At 65.6% G+C, this 21,244-nt stretch carries 20 protein-coding genes; 12 read left to right on the top strand and 8 right to left on the bottom strand.

The genetic code is table 11. The features are described 5' to 3' along the window. Positions 1 to 20: 20 nt before the first annotated feature. Positions 21 to 1,031 (bottom strand): Rv2578c family radical SAM protein, encoded by a 1,011-nt coding sequence (locus tag ABQF30_RS08945; RefSeq protein WP_448463562.1) that lies wholly within the window; start codon positions 1,029 to 1,031, stop codon positions 21 to 23. A 286-nt stretch (positions 1,032 to 1,317) separates the two neighbouring features. Beyond that, positions 1,318 to 1,749 (bottom strand): Rv2576c family protein, encoded by a 432-nt coding sequence (locus ABQF30_RS08940; RefSeq protein ID WP_448463560.1) that lies wholly within the window; start codon positions 1,747 to 1,749, stop codon positions 1,318 to 1,320. A gap of 246 nt (positions 1,750 to 1,995) precedes the next feature. On the opposite strand from ABQF30_RS08940, the gene urtA reads away from it, so the two are divergent. Genes urtA through urtE form a run of 5 tightly spaced genes read left to right on the top strand, consistent with a single transcriptional unit; the run spans position 1,996 to position 6,814 of the window. Next, entirely contained in the window at positions 1,996 to 3,264 is a 1,269-nt protein-coding gene (gene urtA, locus ABQF30_RS08935; protein ID WP_448462443.1) for an urea ABC transporter substrate-binding protein, read from the top strand. Between the two features lie 37 nt (positions 3,265 to 3,301). Continuing rightward, positions 3,302 to 4,186, top strand: coding sequence for an urea ABC transporter permease subunit UrtB (gene urtB / locus ABQF30_RS08930; RefSeq protein ID WP_448462441.1), 885 nt, complete (start codon positions 3,302 to 3,304; stop codon positions 4,184 to 4,186). Further along, on the top strand, positions 4,183 to 5,319 hold the full coding sequence (urtC, locus tag ABQF30_RS08925) for an urea ABC transporter permease subunit UrtC (protein ID WP_448462439.1): 1,137 nt from the start codon (positions 4,183 to 4,185) through the stop codon (positions 5,317 to 5,319). The genes urtB and urtC overlap by 4 nt, the downstream gene beginning before the upstream one ends. Positions 5,320 to 5,366: 47 nt before the next feature. Further along, the gene (gene urtD / locus ABQF30_RS08920; protein ID WP_448463558.1) at positions 5,367 to 6,122 is read left to right on the top strand and encodes an urea ABC transporter ATP-binding protein UrtD; all 756 of its coding nucleotides are present in this window, start codon (positions 5,367 to 5,369) and stop codon (positions 6,120 to 6,122) included. After that, positions 6,122 to 6,814: an urea ABC transporter ATP-binding subunit UrtE gene (gene urtE, locus ABQF30_RS08915; RefSeq protein WP_448462437.1), complete on the top strand. Its 693-nt coding sequence runs from the start codon at positions 6,122 to 6,124 to the stop codon at positions 6,812 to 6,814. The genes urtD and urtE overlap by 1 nt, the downstream gene beginning before the upstream one ends. 402 nt (positions 6,815 to 7,216) lie before the next feature. Here the strand turns inward: urtE and hisS are convergent, their stop codons facing one another. Next, a complete protein-coding gene (gene hisS, locus ABQF30_RS08910) occupies positions 7,217 to 8,488 on the bottom strand; it encodes a histidine--tRNA ligase (RefSeq protein WP_448462435.1) in 1,272 nt (423 codons plus the stop codon). Beyond that, positions 8,485 to 9,150 carry an MBL fold metallo-hydrolase gene (locus tag ABQF30_RS08905; protein WP_448462433.1) on the bottom strand — a complete coding sequence of 222 codons (666 nt, stop codon included), beginning with the start codon at positions 9,148 to 9,150 and terminating at the stop codon, positions 8,485 to 8,487. The genes hisS and ABQF30_RS08905 overlap by 4 nt, the downstream gene beginning before the upstream one ends. A 115-nt stretch (positions 9,151 to 9,265) precedes the next feature. Here ABQF30_RS08905 and ABQF30_RS08900 point away from each other — a divergent pair, with 115 nt between their 5' ends. The 7 genes from ABQF30_RS08900 to ehuA all read left to right on the top strand — a co-directional run bounded on the left by ABQF30_RS08900 (position 9,266) and on the right by ehuA (position 15,365). Further along, positions 9,266 to 10,126 (top strand): peptidylprolyl isomerase, encoded by an 861-nt coding sequence (locus tag ABQF30_RS08900; RefSeq protein WP_448462431.1) that lies wholly within the window; start codon positions 9,266 to 9,268, stop codon positions 10,124 to 10,126. Between the two features lie 8 nt (positions 10,127 to 10,134). Further along, positions 10,135 to 11,115, top strand: coding sequence for a peptidylprolyl isomerase (locus ABQF30_RS08895; protein WP_448462429.1), 981 nt, complete (start codon positions 10,135 to 10,137; stop codon positions 11,113 to 11,115). 9 nt (positions 11,116 to 11,124) lie between these two features. Then, positions 11,125 to 12,237, top strand: a complete 1,113-nt coding sequence (locus ABQF30_RS08890; RefSeq protein WP_448462427.1) for a preprotein translocase subunit SecD — start codon at positions 11,125 to 11,127, stop codon at positions 12,235 to 12,237. Between the two features lie 79 nt (positions 12,238 to 12,316). Next, positions 12,317 to 13,213 (top strand): ectoine/hydroxyectoine ABC transporter substrate-binding protein EhuB, encoded by an 897-nt coding sequence (gene ehuB / locus ABQF30_RS08885; protein ID WP_448462425.1) that lies wholly within the window; start codon positions 12,317 to 12,319, stop codon positions 13,211 to 13,213. Positions 13,214 to 13,226: 13 nt separating this feature from the next. Further along, entirely contained in the window at positions 13,227 to 13,943 is a 717-nt protein-coding gene (gene ehuC / locus ABQF30_RS08880; RefSeq protein WP_448462423.1) for an ectoine/hydroxyectoine ABC transporter permease subunit EhuC, read from the top strand. Continuing rightward, positions 13,940 to 14,599 (top strand): ectoine/hydroxyectoine ABC transporter permease subunit EhuD, encoded by a 660-nt coding sequence (gene ehuD, locus ABQF30_RS08875; RefSeq protein WP_448462421.1) that lies wholly within the window; start codon positions 13,940 to 13,942, stop codon positions 14,597 to 14,599. Before ehuC ends, ehuD begins: the two co-directional genes overlap by 4 nt. Before the next feature lies 1 nt (position 14,600). Further along, positions 14,601 to 15,365: an ectoine/hydroxyectoine ABC transporter ATP-binding protein EhuA gene (gene ehuA / locus ABQF30_RS08870; RefSeq protein ID WP_448462419.1), complete on the top strand. Its 765-nt coding sequence runs from the start codon at positions 14,601 to 14,603 to the stop codon at positions 15,363 to 15,365. Here the strand turns inward: ehuA and ABQF30_RS08865 are convergent. Genes ABQF30_RS08865 through secF form a run of 4 tightly spaced genes read right to left on the bottom strand, consistent with a single transcriptional unit; the run spans position 15,362 to position 21,242 of the window. Then, the gene (locus ABQF30_RS08865) at positions 15,362 to 17,701 is read right to left on the bottom strand and encodes a RelA/SpoT family protein (RefSeq protein WP_448462417.1); all 2,340 of its coding nucleotides are present in this window, start codon (positions 17,699 to 17,701) and stop codon (positions 15,362 to 15,364) included. The genes ehuA and ABQF30_RS08865 overlap by 4 nt on opposite strands. 42 nt (positions 17,702 to 17,743) lie before the next feature. Beyond that, the gene (locus ABQF30_RS08860; RefSeq protein WP_448463556.1) at positions 17,744 to 18,268 is read right to left on the bottom strand and encodes an adenine phosphoribosyltransferase; all 525 of its coding nucleotides are present in this window, start codon (positions 18,266 to 18,268) and stop codon (positions 17,744 to 17,746) included. A 17-nt stretch (positions 18,269 to 18,285) separates the two neighbouring features. Continuing rightward, on the bottom strand, positions 18,286 to 19,953 hold the full coding sequence (locus tag ABQF30_RS08855) for an ABC transporter substrate-binding protein (RefSeq protein ID WP_448462415.1): 1,668 nt from the start codon (positions 19,951 to 19,953) through the stop codon (positions 18,286 to 18,288). A 5-nt stretch (positions 19,954 to 19,958) separates the two neighbouring features. After that, positions 19,959 to 21,242, bottom strand: coding sequence for a protein translocase subunit SecF (gene secF, locus ABQF30_RS08850; protein WP_448462413.1), 1,284 nt, complete (start codon positions 21,240 to 21,242; stop codon positions 19,959 to 19,961). Between the last annotated feature and the right edge of the window lie 2 nt (positions 21,243 to 21,244).

The following is a 21,244-nucleotide window of genomic DNA, read 5'->3' as shown; positions in this document are numbered from 1 at the left end:
CGGTCACGTGTGCTTCGGCATTAGAACAACGTGGGCTGCACGGACTTCTTGGCGGCGGGACTCGCAGGCGGCGCCTCCATCCTCGACGGCCCCACCAGCCCATATCGAGCGATCAACGGCCGTACCCGGTCCCGCAGCATGTCGCGATAGTCAGCAGGCAGATATGCGCCGCGCCGGTACAACTGACGGTAACGCCACGTGAGTTCGGGATGCGAACGTGCGAGCCACGACATGAACCAGCCCCTGGTCGAGCCGCGAAGGTGCAGTCCGAATACGGTCGCCCCGGTGGCGCCCGCAGCAGCGATCCGGCCGAGCAACGAGTCGAGTTGATCGACGGAATCGGTCAGATATGGCAGGACCGGTGCGACCATCACATGGCAGTCCAGACCGGCATCACGGACCGCAGAAATCAATCCCAGCCGCGCCTGCGGCGACGGGGTGCCCGGCTCGACGTCGCGGTGCAGGTCCGCATCTCCGATGGCCAGCGAGATCGCAATGCTCACATTCACCCGGCGCGACGCCTCGGCGATCAGTCCCAGATCCCGGCGCAGCAGCGTGCCTTTGGTGAGGATGGAGAACGGCGTATACGAATCAGCCAGCGCCCCAATAATTCCCGGCATGAGGGCATATCTGCCCTCGGCCCGCTGATAGGGATCGGTGTTGGTCCCGAGAGCCACCGTCTCATGCGTCCAGGACCGCCGGCGAAGCTCCCGGCCCAAGACCTCGGCGACGTTGGTCTTCACCACGATCTGCGTGTCGAAGTCCGCACCGCAATCCAGATCCAGATACTCGTGCGTCGGGCGGGCGAAGCAGTACCGGCACGCGTGACTACAACCGCGGTAGCCATTGACCGTAAAACGAAACGGCAACGCCGAAGCCGCAGGCACCTTGTTCAGCGCAGACTTGCACAGCACCTCATGGAACGTGATGCCGTCGAACTGCGGTGACCGCACAGTGCGGACGAAGCCCACCCGCTGCAAGCCGGGCAGGGCACCGTCATCGACGTCGACAGCCTGCCCATCCCACCGCATGCACCTATCGAACATCCGTTCGATGGTGCTGTCAAGGTAATTCCACGCGTGTCGGAGTCGAGTGCCTCTCCGACGGGTTCGAACGACAGACTGGGTGCGCCGATGCCGCGGTTTCGGGTACGGCACCGGCGCTCGCCGTGGGCGCTCGCCCAGTCAATCCGTACCGAGCCACCTGCGGTGGCGGTCCGATACGAAGCACATCGCGATGGTTCGTTGCCGCATCATCACGCTGCTCATATCGAACAATTGTTCGACCCGTTTGTCAACCCGCAGAAGTCCGGGCCACCTACCACTGGCCGAGCTGACACCTCGGGCTGTAGGGGTGATCGTTCTGGACAGCCACTTGACCGTCGACGGCGATATCACAGTGGGCATTCGGCGCGCCCCGTCCGCCGTGCGTGGTGCTGGCGACGGTGAGGATCGCCCACTGCGGGTCCGCGAGCGTCGTCTCGAACACCCACGGGGCGCCCGGCGCGACGTTCACCTCGGCCTTCTGCAGGAACGCGTACGGGTCTGCGTCGTAGGCCTCCTTGCTCGGAGGCTGCGTCGCCAAGTAGTAGAGGTCGAAATCGTAAGGAGCGCCTGAGGTGACCGTGTACCTGACGTGCTGGCCCGCCGGGTCCGCGCTCGCCGTCGCGGAACCGAGGCTCACACCCATGCCGACCACCATCGCCGCCGCCCCGGCGATCCCACCGACCCTGGTTGTCATTTTTCGCATGTTTGTCATATCGACGCAGGCTACCGGCTTGTTACAGCTGCGACGAATGGGTGATGGGATGTCCGCCGAACGGCAAACGAACGCAGCCTGGCCATAGCGTTAATTTGTTCGTCACATACAGACATTTCGCAGTAACACCGGCGCTCTAACGTCCCGATTCGACACCCGCACAGTGTGTTTAGCCTCCGGCGCCGCCCCCGATGGTGATCGGCCGATAAGCGCTGCAATTAAAGGGAAAGGTTGTTCATGCGAGTACCAGTACCCGCCACATTCCGAAAGTCGGCGTTGGCCACCGGAAGCGTGATCACAGTTGCGAGCCTGCTGTTGGCGGGATGCGGCAGCAGGGCAAGCGATACCGAGGCAGCAAATGCAGAGTCGTGCGTGGACACGTCCGGCGCCACGATCAAGGTCGGCTCGCTGAACTCGTTGTCGGGCACCATGGCGATCTCCGAGGTTACGGTCCGCGACTCCATCAAACTGGCGGTCGAGGAGATCAACGCCGAGGGCGGCGTGCTGGGCAAGCAGATCGAGCTCATCGGTGAAGACGGCGCGTCCGAGCCGACCGTGTTCGCCGAGAAGGCGGAGAAGCTGATCAGCAGCGACTGTGTCGCAGCAGTGTTCGGCGGCTGGACGTCCTCGAGCCGCAAGGCCATGTTGCCGGTGTTCGAAAGCGCCAACTCACTGCTGTACTACCCGGTGCAGTACGAGGGCCTGGAGTCGAGCAAGAACATCTTCTACACCGGTGCCACCACCAACCAGCAGATCGTGCCCGCCCTGGACTACCTCAAGGAGAAGGGCATCAAATCGCTCTACCTGGTGGGCAGCGACTACGTCTTCCCGCAGACCGCCAACCGGATCATCAAGGCGTACGCAGAGTCCAACGGCATCGAGATCAAGGGCGAGGACTACACCCCGCTGGGCTCGACGGACTTCTCCACCATCGTCAACAAGGTCCGCGGCGCGAACGCCGACGCCGTGTTCAACACCCTGAACGGCGACTCCAACGTGGCGTTCTTCCGGGAGTACAAGAATGTGGGCCTGACACCACAGGAGATGCCGGTGGTCTCGGTGTCCATCGCCGAAGAAGAGGTCGGCGGTATCGGCGTGCAGAACGTCACCGGGCAGCTGACCGCCTGGAACTACTACGAGACGATCGACACCCCGGTCAACAAGGCGTTCGTCAAGGCATACAAGGACTTCGTCAAGGATCCCAAGAAGCCGACCTCGGATCCGATGGAAGCGGCCTACGTGTCGGTGTACCTGTGGAAGAACACCGTCGAGAAGGCGAAGTCATTCGACGTCAAGGCAATTCAGGACAATGCCGACGGCGTGAGCTTCGATGCCCCCGAGGGCAAGGTCACCATCGACGGCGAGAACCACCACATCACCAAGACCGCCCGCATCGGCGAGATCCGTCCCGACGGCCTGATCTACACCGTCTGGGAGTCGAAGGGGGCGATCGATCCGGATCCGTACCTGAAGTCCTACCCGTGGGCCGCCGGGCTGTCCGGCTGAAGCCGGGGCGAGCGAAGCGACGGGAATCACGTAGCGGATGGATATTCTGATCGGCCAGCTGGCAACGGGATTGAGTCTCGGCTCAATCCTGTTGCTCGCGGCACTGGGCTTGTCCCTCACCTTCGGCCAGATGGGCGTCATCAACATGGCGCACGGCGAATTCATCATGGCCGGCTGTTACACCGCCTACGTGGTGCAACAGGTCATCTCCGACGCCGGTGCCTCACTGCTGATTTCACTGGTGGTGGGTTTTGTGGTCGGCGGTGCGATGGGTGCGCTGCTGGAGGTCACCCTGATCCAGCGAATGTACGATCGGCCGCTGGACACGCTGCTGGTGACCTTCGGTGTCGGCCTGGTCCTGCAGCAGATCGCCCGCGACATCTTCGGCGCCCCTGCCGTCAACGTGGTGGCGCCGGCCTGGCTGTCGGGCGGTGTCGAAATCCTGGGCGCTGTCGTCCCCAAGACCCGCATCTTAATCCTGGTGCTCGCCATCGTGTGCGTGGCGGTGCTGGCCACAGTGCTCAAGACCAGCCCGATGGGCAGACGGATCCGGGCTGTGGTGGCCAACCGGGATCTGGCTGAAACCAGCGGTATTTCCTCTCGCAAGACCGACATCACGACCTTCTTCATCGGATCGGGTTTGGCGTCCGTCGCCGGTGTGGCGCTGACGCTGATCGGCTCGACCAGCCCGACTATCGGTCAGAGTTTCCTGATCGACGCGTTCCTGGTGGTGGTGGTCGGTGGGCTCGGCCAGATCAAGGGCACTGTCATCGCGGCGCTGGCGCTGGGTTTCCTGAATTCGTTCATCGAGTACAGCACCACTGCGTCGCTGGCGAAGGTGATCGTGTTCGTGATCATCGTGATCTTCCTGCAGGTGCGTCCGCAGGGGTTGTTCACCGTGAGGACAAGGAGTCTCGTATGACCATCCTTGGACGCTGGCAGACTCAGGTTGTTACGCTGGCCGGCTTCGGTGTCGCTGCGGTGCTGCTTTTCGGAGTGGCACCGGCAGTGCTGTCGGATTTCCGGCTGAGCCTGCTCGGCAAGTTCCTGTGCTTCGCGATCGTCGCCGTCGGCATCGGATTGGCTTGGGGCCGAGGCGGAATGCTGGTTCTGGGCCAAGGCGTCTTCTTCGGCCTCGGCGGCTACATGATGGGCATGCACCTCAAGATCGCCGACGCCCAGATCCGCGGCGATGATGTGCCTGACTTCATGCAGATCGCGGGTGTGCGCGAACTGCCCGGCTACTGGGCACCGTTCGCGTCCCCCGCTTTCACCTTGTTCGCAATCCTGGTGATACCCGCGGGGATTGCCGCCCTGCTGGGCTTCGGCGTGTTCAAACGACGTGTCAAAGGCGCCTATTTCGCGATCTTGTCGCAGGCCCTGGCCGCGGCGCTGGCGATCCTGCTGGTCGGCCAGACCAGCATCGGGGGCAGCAACGGGCTGACCAACTTCCGCACGTTCTTCGGGTTCACCCTCAACGACCCGGTGAACAAACAGATGCTGTACTTCATCGCCGCCGCCACCCTGCTCATCGTGGTAGCCGTGGTGCGTCAGCTGATGAACAGCCGTTACGGCGAATTGCTGGTGGCGGTGCGCGACGGTGAGGAACGCGTCCGGTTCCTGGGCTACGACCCGGCCAACATCAAGGTCGTCGCCTACACGCTGGCGGCCTTGTTCGCCAGCATCGCCGGCGCACTGTTCGCACCGATCGTCGGCTTCATCGCGCCCTCGCAGGTGGGTATCGTGCCGTCCATCGCGTTCCTGATCGGCGTGGCCATCGGCGGACGCACCACCCTGCTGGGCCCGGTGCTCGGCGCAATCGGCGTTGCGTGGGCGCAAACCCTGTTCTCCGAACGCTTTCCGTCGGAGTGGACCTATGCGCAGGGCCTGTTGTTCATCGTCGTCGTCGGCTTCTTTCCCGCCGGTCTGGCCGGTCTGGGCGTGCTGCTGCACCGGCGGCGCAGACGACCGAAACGACCGCCGCCCGAGCCGGCGGACACCGCGCCCGCACCGGACACAGATTCCGACGCCGAGAAAGTGGGTGCCACACCGTGACCGAGCGAGAGCAGACACCGGAACCGGTAGCAGGCGGCAACGCCGGCATGGGCGCCGAATACCTCGAAGTACAGGGCCTCACCGTCGATTTCGATGGGTTCAAAGCCGTCAGCGACGTCAACCTGACCCTGTTTCAGGGTGACCTGCGTTTTCTCATCGGCCCCAACGGCGCGGGGAAGACCACGGTGATCGACGCGATCACCGGGCTGGTGCCGGCCACCGGTTCGGTGAACAAGTCGGGGGCGGAACTGCTCGGCAAGAAGGTGCACCAGATCGCCCGGCTCGGCGTTGGGCGTACCTTCCAGACTGCCAGCGTGTTTGAGCAGCTGTCCGTGTTGCAGAACCTCGACATCGCCGCGGGCGCCGGCCGATCGCCATGGACGCTGCTGCGTCGCAGGCGTGGCATCCTGCCGTCGATCGAAGAGGCGCTGGAGACCACCGGGCTCACCGACCTTGCCGACAAGCCGGCCGGCGTGCTGGCGCACGGACAGAAGCAGTGGCTCGAGATCGGCATGTTGTTGGTGCAGAACGCCGACGTGTTGCTGCTCGACGAACCGGTGGCCGGTATGAGCCACGAGGAGCGTGAGGAGACCGGAAACCTGTTGCGTCGCATCGGTGGAGCGCGCACCGTGGTCGTCGTCGAACACGACATGGATTTCATGCGGGCGTTCGCCACGTCGGTGACCGTGCTGGCGCGCGGCCAGGTCATCGCCGAGGGTTCGGTGGCAGAGGTGCAGGCCAATCCGAAGGTGCAAGAGGTCTATCTGGGCACTGCCGCCGCCGGCGTGGAAGGAATCGCCTGATGCTCGAACTCGTCGACGTGCGTACCGGTTACGGCCGGTCGGAAGTCATTCACGGCGCCAGCGTCGAGGTGCCGTCCGACGGTGTCGCCGCGGTGATGGGACACAACGGCGCCGGCAAGACCACGCTGCTGCGGGCGGCCGTCGGGCTGCTCAAATGCACTGCGGGCAAAGTGCTTTTCGACGGCGAGGACATCACCAAACTGCGACCGAGCGCCCGGGTGGCACGCGGACTGGCATACGTGCCGCAGGGTCAACAGTCATTCGGCCAGCTGACCACCGCGGAGAATCTGCAAGTCGTCGCCGATGGCCGCAAGAACGGCAAGACGCTGATCGACGAGCAGCTCGATCTGTTCCCGGCTTTGAAAGAATTGTTGACGCGCCGCGCCGGCCTGCTGTCAGGCGGACAACGCCAGCAGTTGGCCATCGCCCGGGCCCTGATCACCAGCCCCAAGACGCTCATCCTCGACGAGCCGACCGAGGGCATCCAGCCGTCGGTGGTCGCCGAGATCGAGGCGGCGATCACGGCGCTGACCGCTCGCGGTGATCTCGGCGTGCTGTTGGTGGAGCAGCACATCGGGTTCGCGCTGGAATCCGCGCAGCGCTACTACATCCTGGAATCCGGACGGATCACGTCCAGCGGCACCGGCGGTTCGGCGTCGGAGGCCGACGTCCGCGCCGCCATGGCCATTTAGGTCGCCGCCCCTGCCTGGTCCCCCTGCACGTGTCCCCTGCCTGGTCCCCCTGCACCGCGAACGTGCGGGTCTGTTGCCCGACACGCCGTCAAACAGCAGCAGTTTGCGCACGCTCGCGGCGCAGCCGTCCTTCACGGTCAGTACAGCTGGTCGACGCCGAGAACGGCGATCAACAGGTCGGCTGAGAGTCGGCCTGCACCAACGGTTCCCACTGAAGGTTCACCGCAGCCCGGGCAGATCGGCTATCCGGGCTTCGTCGTCATCCGCCGACATTGTCGTTCCTCCCCAACCCGTGTCGATCGAAGCCCACCGGGCACCGCGCGAGCGTGCGCAAAATGCTGCCCAATCACGGCGTGTCGGGCAGCAGACCCGCACGCTCGCGGTGCTGGGTGAGGCCGATCCCTACCGGCTCAACCGGGAAAGGACCTCGGTGACAACGGAACCCGCGGCAACATCGACCTGCTCGCCGGTCGACAAATCCTTGAGACCGACGGTGCCTGCCTCGATGTCGCGGTCGCCGGCCACAAGGGCGAACTTCGCACCCGACCGGTCGGCGGCCTTCATCGCACCCTTGAGCCCGCGGTCGCCATAGGCCAGATCCACCCGAGCCCCGCCGGCCCGCAGTTGCGCTGCCAGTTTGGCCAGTTCCAGTTTGGCGGCGTCGCCGAGCGGCACCCCGAAGACCTGAACCCCGCCCACGCCCGCAACAGATTTGCCCTCGGCCTGCAGCGCCAACAGCGTGCGATCTACCCCGAGCCCGAAGCCGATACCGGACACGTCCTGGCCGCCGAGCTCACGCATGAGCCCGTCGTAGCGGCCACCGCCGCCGATTCCGGACTGCGCGCCCAGGCCATCGTGCACGAACTCGAACGTCGTCTTGGTGTAGTAGTCCAGCCCACGCACCATCCGCGGATTGATCACATACGGCACGCCGAGCGCGTCGAGATGTGCCTGCACCACCTCGAAATGCGCCTTGGCGGTGTCGGACAGGTGGTCCAGCATCAGCGGCGCGTCGGCGGTCATCTCGCGGATGTGTGGCCGCTTGTCGTCGAGCACCCGCAGTGGATTGATCTCCGCGCGGCGCCGGGTCTCATCGTCCAAGTCGAGCTTGAACAGGAACTCCTGCAGCAGCTCCCGGTACGCCGGGCGGCAGGTGTCGTCGCCCAGCGAGGTGATCTCCAACCGGAACCCGTCCAGGCCCAGGGACCGGAAGCCCGCATCGGCCACCGCGATCACCTCGGCGTCCAGCGCGGGATCATCGACGCCGATCGCCTCGATCCCCACCTGCTGCAGCTGGCGGTAGCGGCCGGCCTGCGGTCGCTCATACCGGAAGAACGGCCCGGCGTAGCAGAGCTTGACCGGCAGCGCCCCGCGGTCCAAGCGGTGCTGGATGACCGCCCGGATCACCCCGGCGGTGCCTTCGGGCCGTAGTGTCACCGACCGGTCGCCGCGGTCGGCGAACGTGTACATCTCCTTGGAGACCACGTCGGTGGACTCCCCCACCCCGCGGGCGAACAGCGCGGTGTCCTCGAAGATGGGCAGCTCGATATCGCCGTAGCCGGCGCGACGCGCAGCTGCCAGCAGGCCGTCGCGGACCGCGACGAACTGCGCCGACTCCGGCGGCAGGTAGTCGGGTACGCCCTTGGGCGCCTGGAATGCGGAGAACTCAGTCACAGAGTCAAACCTTCGAGAAATGGGTTGGTGCGGCGTTCGTGCCCGATCGTCGAGCGCGGACCGTGCCCCGGTAGTACCACGGTGTCGTCGTCGAGCACCAACAGTTTTGTCACGATCGACCCGAGCAGGTCACGTCCGCTGCCGCCGGGCAGGTCAGTGCGTCCCACCGAGGACCGGAACAGCGTATCGCCCGTAAAGACGACGTCAGAAGGCCCATTGGCAACTCTGAACACCACCGACCCACGGGTGTGCCCGGGTGTGTGGTCGACGGCGATGCTCATCCCGCCGAGCTCGACTTTGTCGCCATCACGGTCGAGCTCGACCAATTGCCTTGGTTCGGAGAACAGCACCCCGAACGCGATCTGCGCGAGGCGGGGCCCGAACCCCTTGATCGGGTCGGTCAGCATGAAACGGTCCTCGGGATGGACGTAGGCCGGGCAGCCGTAGGTATCGGCGACCTTCTGCGCCGACCAGATGTGATCGATATGTCCGTGGGTCAGCAGGACCGCCGCCGGGGTGAGGCGGTTCTCGTCGAGGATCTTGCGCAACGGACCCATCGCGCGCTGTCCGGGGTCGACGACGATCGCGTCGGCTCCCGGGCGCTGTGCCAGGACGTAGCAGTTGCATGCCAACATCCCGGCAGGAAATCCGGCGATGAACACAGTGCCAGTTTCCCATGGCCGAGTTGCCGTCTGCGGTTCGCGCGGGTCGTTAGGCCACACTCAGCATCGCCTGGCACACTCGTTGCCGACCTAACACACGAGGAGGACTGCCGCAATGCCGACCAACGAACAACGGCGTGCGACGGCCAAGCGCAAGCTGGAACGCCAGCTGGAGCGTCGCGCAGCGCAGGCACGCAAACGGCGCATCATGACCATCGCCGGCTCGGCCCTGGCCGCCGTCGTCGTCATCGGCGCCGTCGTGGCCACGTATGTGATCACCAATAAGGACTCCAACAGCACCACGGCCTCGGCGTCGACCACGTCGCCCGCCGAGCCCTCCGCGCCGGGGCAGCTGCCGGCGTTCGTGGCCCCGGCCGATCTCGGCGCCGACTGCCAGTACCCGGCGGCAGCCGCGGCCAGCAAGCAGGTCAATCCGCCACGCACCGGCAAGGTCCCCACCGATCCGGCCACCGTCAGCGTCAGCATGGTCACCACCCAGGGCAACATCGGGCTGCAGCTCGACAACGCCAAGGCGCCGTGCACCGTGAACAGCTTCGCGAGCCTCGCCGGACAGAACTACTTCAACGACACCCCGTGCCACCGGTTGACCACCGGCGGTCTCTCGGTGTTGCAGTGCGGTGACCCGACGGGCACCGGTACCGGCGGGCCCGGCTACCAGTTCGCCAACGAGTACCCCACCAATCAGTACCAGCCGGACAACCCGGCGCTGAACGAGCCGGTGCTTTACCCGCGCGGCACCGTGGCCATGGCCAATGCCGGGGCCGGCACCAACGGCAGCCAGTTCTTCCTGGTGTATCAGGACTCGCAGTTGCCGCCCAACTACACGGCGTTCGGCAAGATCGACGAAACCGGCCTGGCCACCCTGGACAAGATCGCCGCGGCCGGCGCCGTCGACGGCGCGCCTGACGGGAAGCCCGCGCTCGACGTCCAACTGAAGTCAGTCGCGCTGGACTGATCGGACCGGTGACCTTCCCACCGCCGTACGGCGGATACCAACCGGAGCACTCCGGATATCCGGCTGGTTATCAGCCCGGCCTTCCGCCGCCGCGCACGAACGGCATGGCGGTCGCGTCGCTGGTGTGCGCGTTCCTGTTCGCGCCCCTTGGCATCGTGTTCGGGCACGTCTCGCTGTCGCAGATCAACCGCAGCGGGGAGCAGGGCCGCGGCATGGCGATGGCCGGTCTGGTCTTGAGCTACGTGATGACGGCGGTGTCGGTGGTGGTCGCGGTCGTCCTCGCGCTGTTCGTTGTGGCGGCGGGGGACAAGACTGAGGAACGCCGTCCGGATACCGAAACATACAGCGCGGCACCACAATCCGACGGCTCACTTCCTGCCTTCGACCCGCCGGCCAACCTCGGCGCCAACTGTCAGTATCCGGCCGAAGGAACGGCCGCCAAGCCCGCGAAGCCACCGAGAACGGGCAGGGTGCCGACCGATCCCGCGACCGTCACCGCCAGCATCACCGCCGACCGCGGCAACATCGGACTGGAGTTGGCCAACGGGCAGGCGCCGTGCACCGTCAACAATTTCGCCAGCCTGGCCCAGCAGGGTTTCTTCGATGACACGCCGTGCCACCGGCTCACCACGGGATCGCTGTCGGTGCTGCAGTGCGGCGATCCGTCGGGGAGCGGCACCGGCGGGCCCGGCTACCAGTTCGCCAACGAGTACCCCACCAACCAGCTCTCGGATTCGGCGCAGCTGACGCCGGTGGTGTACCCGCGCGGCACACTCGCCATGGCCAATGCCGGCCCGGGGACCAACGGCAGCCAGTTCTTCCTGGTGTACGAGGATTCGCTGCTACCACCCGCCTATACGGTCTTCGGCACCGTCGACAACACCGGCCTGGCCACCCTGGATCGGATCGCCGAGGGCGGCGTCGCCGGTGGCAGCCAGGACGGCGAACCGGCGACGCCGGTGAGGATCATCTCTGCCGGGCTGGACTGAGGAGACTCCGTGGCGATCCCCCAGCAGGAATTCCCACCGGTCCCGCACCGCAGCCCATCCACGGCCGCGGTCCGACTCGTGGTGGCGTTGGTGCTGGCGCTGCTCTTACTCGCTTACCTACTGGCCGTCTTCCTCACCAGGGACATCTGGGCTGAGCGCGACGGCACACAGGTGACGTTCGCGGCGCGGATGCTTGACGGCTCAACGCCATCGCCTGATGTCGTCGCGCAGGTGCCGGCCATCATCGAGGAACGGCTGGACGGACTGGGTCTCTCCGGCGCCGAGGCCGCCGCCGACGACACCAGTGTCACCGTCACAGTTCCCGGCCACGATCTCGACGTCGACGCGGTGGGTGTCCTGTTCAGAACAGGACAGCTGTACGTGCGCCCGGTGATTCACGCGATGCCGGTGCAGACCCCCTCGGCGCCGCCGCCGGCGGCATCGCAAGGGCCGCCGCCCAGCGATCAGAATCAGCGGATCGCGGACGAGAAACAACTCCGGCAGAGCACGGACGCATCGATCCAGATCCTTGCCCTGCAGTTCCAGGCCACCCGCTGCGGTGAAGACGATGTGCTGGCCGGCTACGACGACCCGAAACTGCCGCTGGTCACCTGCTCGGCCGACGGGTCGACGGTGTACCTGCTCAACAAGTCGATCCTCAGCGGCGCGCAGATCCGCGACGCCTCCTCCGACCGGGAGTCCCAGGGCGACCGGTATGTGGTGGACCTGCAGTTCGACGACGACGCCGCACGCACCTGGGCGAACTTCACGGCCGCGAACATCGGCACACAGACGGCTTTCTCGCTGGACACCAAGGTTGCCGCTGCCCCGGAGATCAGGGAGGCGATTCCCGACGGCCGGACCCAGATCAGCGGAACCTTCGATGCTGATTCGGCGCGCGAAATGGCGAGCATGCTCGCGTCGGGCTCATTGCCGGTGTCGTTGGCCTACGAGTCGTCGAGATCTGAAAAACTACCCGCCACAACCATTTCCATCGTCCTTCGGGTCCTGGTCATCGCAGCCGGAATCGGACTGGCTCTCCTTGTGCTCGGCGCGGTGGTGTACCTGACGCGCCGCGGGTCCGACCCTGCACGTGCCGTCGTGGATCCGCCAAAGTTTTGACCTGTCCGGACTATCCGCATACGTTCAGATCGAACTTTGGTCGCTACTGGTGTGAACGTGGATACGACAAGGACTGACGATGAGAAACTGGACACGACGGGATTTCTTGCACGCGGGGGCGGCGGCCGGGGCTGTCGCGCTCGGCGCACCGGCACTGCTGGCGGGTTGTTCGAAAGTGCCTGACGCCGGCGAGGGCGGCACCCTGCAACGGATCAAGGATGCCGGCTCGATCAAAATCGGCATCGCCGGCGAGGTGCCCTATGGCTACACCGCGGACGGCAGGGTCACCGGCGAGGCACCCGAAGTCGCCAAGGCAGTGTTCAAGGCCATGGGCATCAACCAGGTCGAGGCGACTCAGGTGGAATTCAGCCAGCTGATACCCGCGCTGAACGCCAGCCAGTACGACATGGTGGCCGCCGGCATGGCGATACTGCCGGAGCGGTGCCAGAACGCTCAGTTCTCCGCGGTCGACTACGTGACCCCCACTGCGTTGCTGGTTCCCAAGGGAAACCCGCAGCAGATCAACAACTTCGACGACGTCAAGGCCAAGGGCCTCGCCCTTGCCGTGCTGTCGGGCACAGTCGAGGAGTCGGTCGCCCACGCGCTCGGCATCCCCGCCGACAAGATCCAGCCCTATGCCGGCCAGCCGGAGATGTTCCAGGCCCTGCTCGACCAGCGGGCCTACTGCGGGGCATTGACCGACATCTCGCTACGCCGCATGGTGGCCGACAACCCGACCGCCCCATTGGAAGTCACCGAGGGCTTCGTCCCGGTGGTCGACGGCCAGAAGCAGATTCAGGCGGGCGGTTTCGTGTTCCGCAACGGTGACGACGAACTCGTCGAGCAGTTCAACACCGAATTGAAGAAGCTGCAGGACTCAGGTGCGTGGCTGGATATCGTCGCCCCGTTCGGCTTCACCGAGGACAACCTGGTGCCGGACGACGTGACGACCGAGCAGCTGTGTGAGGCCGCCTGAGAGCCGGCCTTGAATGTTCGACAACGTCGGGTTGTTCGTCGAGACCATCTCCCGGGGCCTACTGCTGACCGTTGAGGCGACAGCCGGGGGCATCCTGATCGCTGCCGTGCTGTCGTTCGTCGCCGGGCTGGCGATGCTGTCACGGTCACGGATCGTGCGGGCGCTGGCCCGGATCTACGTTGAGGTCTGGCGCGGCACCTCCGAGGTGGTCCAGCTCATGTGGATCTACTTCGTGCTGCCGGTGCTGGTGGGATACCAGATCGTGCCGCTGGTCGCGGGTATCGCCGTGTTGGGACTGAACCACGGGGCGTATGGTGCCGAGATCGTGCGCGGCGCCATCCTGGCGGTCCCCCGAGCTCAGTACGACGGTTGCGTCGCGCTCAACTTCACTCCCGCTCAACGGATGCGGCGGGTCATCCTGCCACAGGCGCTGGTGGAGATGGTGCCGCCGTTCAACAATCTGTTCATCCAGCTGCTCAAGAGCAGCGCGCTGCTGACCATGATCACCGTGCACGAGATGACCTATCAGGCACGTGAGGTACTGATCAACAACTTCATCTCGCAGGCAGCCGTCATCTGGACCATCGTCCTGCTGTTCTATCTGGCACTGGCAGTCCTCATCACTGTCGGTATGCGGGCCCTGGAACGCCGGGCCGCCAAACTGGTGGGCCGTACGCCACTGCGGCGCCGGGGCATGCTGGCCATGCTCGGTCAGGGGGCCCGGGGGTGATCTGGGATTGGGAGTTCGCCTGGGAGATCCTGCCCAAGATCGTGGTGGACGGACTGCGGGTCACGCTGGTGGCAACGGTTTTCGGCTCGCTGCTGGCCTATACCCTCGGTTTGGCCCTGGCCCTGTTACGCCGGTCGCGCATCGCCGTGGTCAGCACCGCGGCCTGGGGCTTTATCGAATTCATCCGCAGTACACCGCTTTTGGTGCAGATCTTCTTTTTCTTCTTCGTACTGCCCAGCTTCGGGCTGAAGTTCGATCCACTGACCACCGGTATCATCGCTATCGGCCTGCACTACTCGACGTACACCGCCGAGGTGTACCGGGCCGGTATCGAGGCGGTACCCGCCGGGCAGTGGGAAGCCGCCGTCGCGCTCAACCTGCCGTCCAGGCGCACATGGACCGCGGTGATCCTGCCGCAGGCGATTCCGCGAGTTCTGCCTGCCCTCGGCAACTACACGATCTCCATGCTCAAGGAAACGCCGCTGCTGCTCATGATCGGCGTGCTGGACATCGTGGGTGCAGCCAATCAGGTCGGCTCCCGCGCGTTCCGCTACGTCGAGCCGATCACGATCGCGGGCGTCCTGTTTCTGGTGCTGAGTTACTCAGCGTCCCTATTGGTTCGATGGTTGGAGAGGCGTGTCGCAATCCACAACTGAGATGATCCGCTTCTCTCGTGTCGTCAAGCGGTTCGGCGAGCACGTCGTGCTCGATGGACTGGACTTTGCAGTGCAGCCCGGCGAATTCGTCACTCTGATCGGGCCCAGCGGATCGGGCAAGACGACAATTCTGCGCCTGCTGATGACGTTGGAAAAGGTCAGCGAGGGACGCATCTACGTGGACGGTCAGTGCCTCAGCCACATGCCGCGTGGCGATCGGGAGGTGCCCGCCGACGAGAAGTACCTGCGGCAGGTGCGTAAGCGGATCGGCATGGTATTCCAACAGTTCAATCTGTTCCCCAATATGCGTGTGCTGCAGAACATCACCGAGGCGCCCATCCATTCGCTCGGTCAGTCCCGCGCGCAGGCCGAGGAGGCCGCGCACCGGTTGCTCGACCTTGTCGGGCTCTCCGACAAGGCCGACGCGCACCCGTCCGAACTCTCCGGCGGGCAGCAGCAGCGCGTCGCCATTGCCCGCGCCCTGGCCATGCAGCCGGAGGTGCTACTGCTCGACGAGGTGACCTCGGCGCTGGACCCGGAGCTGATCGCCGGGGTGCTCGCGTTGCTGCGGGACATCGCGAACACCACCGACATCACCTTCCTGTGCGTGACGCACGAAATGGACTTTGCCCGCGATGTTTCCGACCGGGTGATGATGTTCGACAACGGCAAGATCGTGGAGGATGCCCCGCCGGAGAAACTGTTCACCGATCCGGAGAACGAGCGGACCCGCACGTTCCTGCGTGCCGTGCTGGAGCGGGGCTAGGCCGCGCTGGTGACGCGGTAGACGTCGTAGACGCCTTCGACGTTGCGCACCACGCTCAGCAGATGCCCGAGATGTTTGGGATCGCCCATCTCGAAGGTGAACCGGCTGACCGCCACCCGGTCGTTGGACGTCGTGACCGAAGCCGAGAGGATGTTGACCTTCTCGTCGGCGAGCACACGCGTCACATCCGACAGCAACCGGTGCCGATCGAGTGCCTCCACTTGGATCGCCACCAGGAACACCGACGACGGCGACGGTGCCCACTCCACCTCGATGATGCGTTCCGATTGTTGTTGCAGCGACTCCGCATTCGTGCAGTCGGTGCGGTGCACGCTGACTCCCCCGCCGCGCGTGACGAAACCCATGATGGTGTCGCCCGGGACAGGGGTGCAGCATTTGGCGAGCTTGGTCAACGTGCCGGGCGCACCCGGCACCGCGACCCCGGTGTCGTCGGTGCTGCGCTGGCGTACCGGCATGTTCGCGGGCGTGGACCGCTCGGCGAGTTCATCCTCCGCGGCGTCATCGCCGCCGAACTGGGCGAGCAGCCGCTGCACCACATGCCGGGCCGACACGTGGCCCTCGCCGACCGCGGTGTAGAGCGCTGACACGTCGGTGAACCGAAGTTCCCGGGCCAACGCTCCCATGGTTTCGGCGTTTATCAAGCGCTGCAACGGAAGTCCGCCACGGCGCACCTCTCGGGCGATCGCATCCTTGCCCGATTCGAGAGCTTCCTCGCGGCGCTCCTTGGCGAACCACTGCCGGATCTTGGCCTTGGCACGCGGCGACACCACGAAGGTCTGCCAGTCCCGCGACGGCCCGGCGTTGTGCGCCTTCGAGGTGAAAACCTCGACCACTTCGCCGTTCTCAAGTTTGCGTTCCAGCGCCACCAGCCGGCCGTTGACCCGCGCCCCGATGCAGCGGTGGCCGACCTCGGTGTGCACCGCGTACGCGAAGTCGACCGGGGTGGAGCCCGTCGGCAGGGTGATCACGTCCCCCTTGGGGGTGAACACGAAGATCTCTTTTACCGCAAGGTCGTAACGCAACGACTCCAGGAACTCACCCGGGTCGGCGGCCTCCCGCTGCCAGTCCAGCAACTGGCGCATCCAGGCCATGTCGTCGATCTCGGCGGCGGCGTGGCTGTGCGGAATGCCGTTGCGCCCCTTGGCTTCCTTGTAACGCCAGTGCGCGGCGATGCCGTACTCGGCGGTGCGGTGCATCTCGCGGGTACGGATCTGCACCTCCAGCGGTTTGCCCTCCGGGCCGACAACCGTGGTGTGCAATGACTGGTAAACCCCGTAGCGCGGCTGAGCGATGTAGTCCTTGAACCGCCCCGCCATCGGTTGCCACAGCGAATGGACCACGCCCACCGCGGCGTAACAGTCGCGGATCTCGTCGCACAGGATCCGCACTCCGACCAGATCATGGATGTCGTCGAAGTCCCGGCCCTTGACGATCATCTTCTGGTAGATCGACCAGTAATGCTTGGGCCGGCCCTCCACCACGGCGTTGATCTTCATGGAGCTCAGCGCCACCCCGATCTCAGCCCGCACCTTGGCAAGGTAGGTGTCACGCGACGGTGCCCGGTCAGCGACCAGCCGCACGATCTCCTCGTACTTCTTGGGGTGCAGGATCGCGAAGGACAGATCCTCCAACTCCCACTTGACCGTCGCCATCCCGAGCCGATGCGCAAGCGGCGCAATGACTTCCAGCGTTTCGCGGGCCTTTCGCGCCTGCTTCTCAGGCGGCAGGAACCGCATGGTGCGCATGTTGTGCAGCCGGTCGGCCACCTTGATCACCAGCACCCGCGGATCACGGGCCATCGCGATGATCATCTTGCGGATGGTTTCGCCCTCGGCGGCCGAACCCAGCACCACCTTGTCCAGCTTGGTGACGCCGTCGACCAGGTGGCCGACCTCGCTGCCGAACTCCGCGGTCAGCGCCTCCAGCGTGTAGCCGGTGTCCTCGACGGTGTCGTGCAGGAGGGCGGCGACCAGCGTGGTGGTGTCCATGCCCAGTTCAGCCAGGATGTTCGCCACGGCCAGCGGGTGGGTGATGTAGGGATCGCCCGACTTGCGCAGCTGGTCGGAGTGCCGCTGCTCGGCCACGTCGTATGCGCGCTGCAAAAGTTGCAGATCGGCCTTCGGATAGATCTCCCGGTGGACGGCAACCAGCGGTTCGAGGACCGGATTCAAAGCGCTGCGCTGGGCGGTCATCCGCCTGGCCAACCGGGCCCGCACCCGACGCGACGCGCTGGTCTTGGCGATGTCGGGCGAAGCCGCCTCGGGCAGCGTCGGGGGTGACTGCACGGCCTGGCCCGTACCCGGATCGTCGGCCACCGTCGTCACCTCCTGCTACCTGTCAGATTTCGAGCTTATCCCTCACACCGTGTGCAAGCTGCTAACGGCCAGCGGTGCGACGACGTCGCGACCACCCAGGGCGGTCAACTCGAGCACCACGGCGGCACTTGTCACGTTGGCTCCGCCCTCTCTCAGCAGCTTCGCCGCCGCGGCCAGGGTTCCTCCCGTCGCCAGCACATCGTCAATGATCACAACGTTGCGCCCGGCGATATCAATCCCCTCGGCCGGGATCTCCAGGGTGGCCGTGCCGTACTCCAGCTGATATGTCGCGCTGCGCACCGGCGGCGGCAGTTTCCCGCCCTTGCGGACCGCCAGTACGCCGGTGCCCAACCTGGTGGCCACCGCCGCACCCAGCAGGAAACCGCGAGCGTCCAGACCGGCGACCAGGTCAGCGCCTGCGGCCGTGGCCGCAAGCGCATCGGTCACGGCGCGCAGGCCGTGCGCGTCGGCGAGCAGCGGGGTCAGGTCCTTGAACTGCACACCTGGCTCTGGGAAATCGGCAACCTCCCGGGTCATCGATGCGATCAACCTTGAGATATCGGTGATGTCGGCCTCTTTTGCGGTCATTCCGACAGCTTCCAGCGGTCCATGTTCCAGCCGGCGCCCCATCGGGTCGGGTTACTGCTCACGGCATACATCTTGGTCGACTGCAGCACCGTGCGTTGCTGCCGGTACAGCGGCAGGGTCGGCATGTCCGCCCACAGAATCGGGGCACCCTCGCCCAGCAGCCGGGCCAGCTCCTTTGGATCCGATGTGACAGCCTGGGCGTCGATGATGCCGTCGATCCGCTCGTTGCTGTAAGCGGACAGATTGTTGCCGTTGCCGACGCGCAACGTGTACGCATCGATCGCCGACGAGCCCGAGGACCCACTGCCGGCCGCACCGCCGGTACTGGCCAGCAGAGCGTCGAATTCGTTGTTGCGCAGCGCAACCGGCCCGGCAGTCTCCGACCCGGCGTCCTCCACGGTGATCCCGGCCGCGGCGCACGATTTCGCGATCGCACCGACCGTCGCCGCCAACCGGGCATTCGGGGTCTGGTATCCGATGCGGACGGTCAACGGCTCGTTGTTGATCGCCGCCCTGGCGGCGCCGGGATTGGCGACGCTGAACTGGCCGCCTTCCGCGGCGCCCTCGGCAGCGCTGTAGGCGTCGTCGGCGACCGGGCTCAGCCGCACGTTGGCGATCGGCATCTCGGCGTTGCGGGCGATGATGTCGCGCGGGGTGCACAACGCCACCGCGCGTCGCCCCGGGGTGGCTCCCAGCGGACCACCAGGGGCGAAGATGAGCTGTTCGATGCCTGCCGACGGGGAGTCGGTGCTGACGTAGTCGTCGGGGAGATTGAGCAGACCCGAGGAACCTGCGGCGATGTCCACGACGTCGAACGAGCCCTCGTTGACCCGTTCCTGGATGTCTGCGCCACGTGGCCAGACGGTGATCTTGTTGGTGACGGGCATGGTGCCCCACCACTTGTCGTTGGCCACCAGCACGACCGAGCCGTCTTCGGAGACCGATTCGAGCCGGTAGGGACCCGACGACGGGAACCGTTTGAGGTCCGCATCGGGCTTGAGGTCCCAGATAGTGTTCCAGGCCTTCGCGATGCGCTCGATCCCGTTGAGGTCGGCGGTCTGCAACGCGGTGGCCACCCCGCCGTCCCCGAGGCCGAGTTCGTCGGAGATGACATGCGAGGGCATCAGCGATGTCGCGGAGAACAGGTGGCCGTAGTCGAGAAATCCGCGGTCCTGGGCGAACGACACCCTGGCCCGCTTCTCCCCCGGTGCACAGTCGACGGATCCGATGTCGCGGTAGCCGGCGCGGCTGGCCGAATCGAACCCGGGGAACCGACCGGACTGCGCGGCCCAGGCCAGCACCAGATCGTCACAGGTGATCGGCTTGCCGTCGGAGTACACCGCCTTGTCGCTGATCACGTAATCCAGTATCAGCGGAGCGCGCCCCACCACAGCGACCGAGCCGAAGTCGTGGTCTGCGACGGCCTGACCGTCCGGACCGTGGTAGGTGAAACCGGTCAGCGCACGGGCGAAGGCCTGCGGCCCGCCAGACGCCGCACCCGCGACGGTGTTGGTGTTATAGGTGCTCAGCGCACCGTCAACCGCATAGTCGATCTCCTCGGCTGAGCCACCGGCACAACTCGACAGACCGATACCCGCCAACAGACACAGGGTCGCTACGAGCACTGTTGTGCGCACTCGGGCGATGGCCCCGCCTTGAGCCATCCGGTTTACCGCCGCGGGGCCCGTTTGCCGGACGGACGGCCCGTCTTGGCGGCCGACGGACGCGAAGGCCGCACTCCCGGAGCGGGTTTGGCGGGTGCGGGCTCGCTCGTGGCCGCGGCCGAGACGGTTTCGGTCTCGGCGTCAGCGACCTCGTCGGAACCCGAGGTGTCGGTCGGGGCAGTGACCTTGGCACTGGACTTGTCGCGCCGATTGAGCACCCGCTGGCTGTGCTTGCGCACCAGGTCGGTGCGTTCCCGCAGCGACACGAGCAACGGTGTAGCAAAGAAGATCGACGAGTAGGCGCCGGTGAAGACGCCGACCAGCTGAACCAGGGCAAGATCCTTCAGCGTGCCGACGCCGAGCAGCCAGACCGCGATCACGATCAGAGCGATGATGGGCAGCACGGAGATCACGCTCGTGTTGATCGACCGCATGAAGGTCTGGTTGACCGCAAGGTTCGCCTGTTCGGCGAACGTTCGCCTGGTTGTGTGCTCGAAACCGTTGGTGTTCTCCTCGACCTTGTCGAACACGATGACGGTGTCGTAGATCGAGAAGCCCAGAATCGTGAGCAACCCGATCACGGTGGCAGGGGTTACCTCCCACCCGACCAGGGAGTAGATGCCTGCGGTGCTGATGACGGTGAAGAACATCGCCGTCAGCGCCGCGATCGCCATGTACCGCTCGTATCGCCAGGCGATGTAAATGGCCGCCAACACGAGGAACACCACCAGCGCGATCAGCATCTTCTGCGTGATCTGGCCGCCCCAGGTCTCCGACACCGCGGAGTCGCTGATGGCCAGCTTGCTGGGCTGCCCGTCACTGCCCTTGGGCTGGAACGCGTCGAACAGCGCGGTGCGCAGTTTCTCGGTCTCGTCGTTCGTCAGCGTTTCTGACCGGATCTGTACCGTCGCCGATCCCCCGCTACCGACTGTCACCACCGAGTCGGGTCCACGCCCCAGCGTCCGGCTGAACACGTCCTCGACCTGCTGCACGGAGACGGTGCCGTTGGCTCCCGCCGCCGGCATGGACACCTTGGTGCCGCCCTCGAAGTCGATACCGAAGGTGAAGCCGCGCAGCAGGATGCTGGCGATGGCGATGGCGAAGATGACGCCGCTGACCGCGTACCAGAGCTTGCGGCGACCGATGACCTCAAACGCGCCGGTTCCTGTGTAGAGCCGGACGAAGAACCCGTGTTGCAGCGGGTTCGCCCCGGCCGCAGTCGCCGATTCGATGCTGTCGGCCTCGACGGCAGTGGTCGATTCTGTGTGTTCTTTGTTTCTCGCGGCCATGT

The organism is Mycolicibacterium sp. XJ870 (genome assembly GCF_053483975.1).
The sequence above is the reverse complement of the archived record's forward strand: the minus strand, read 5'-3'. Positions and strand labels throughout refer to the sequence as shown.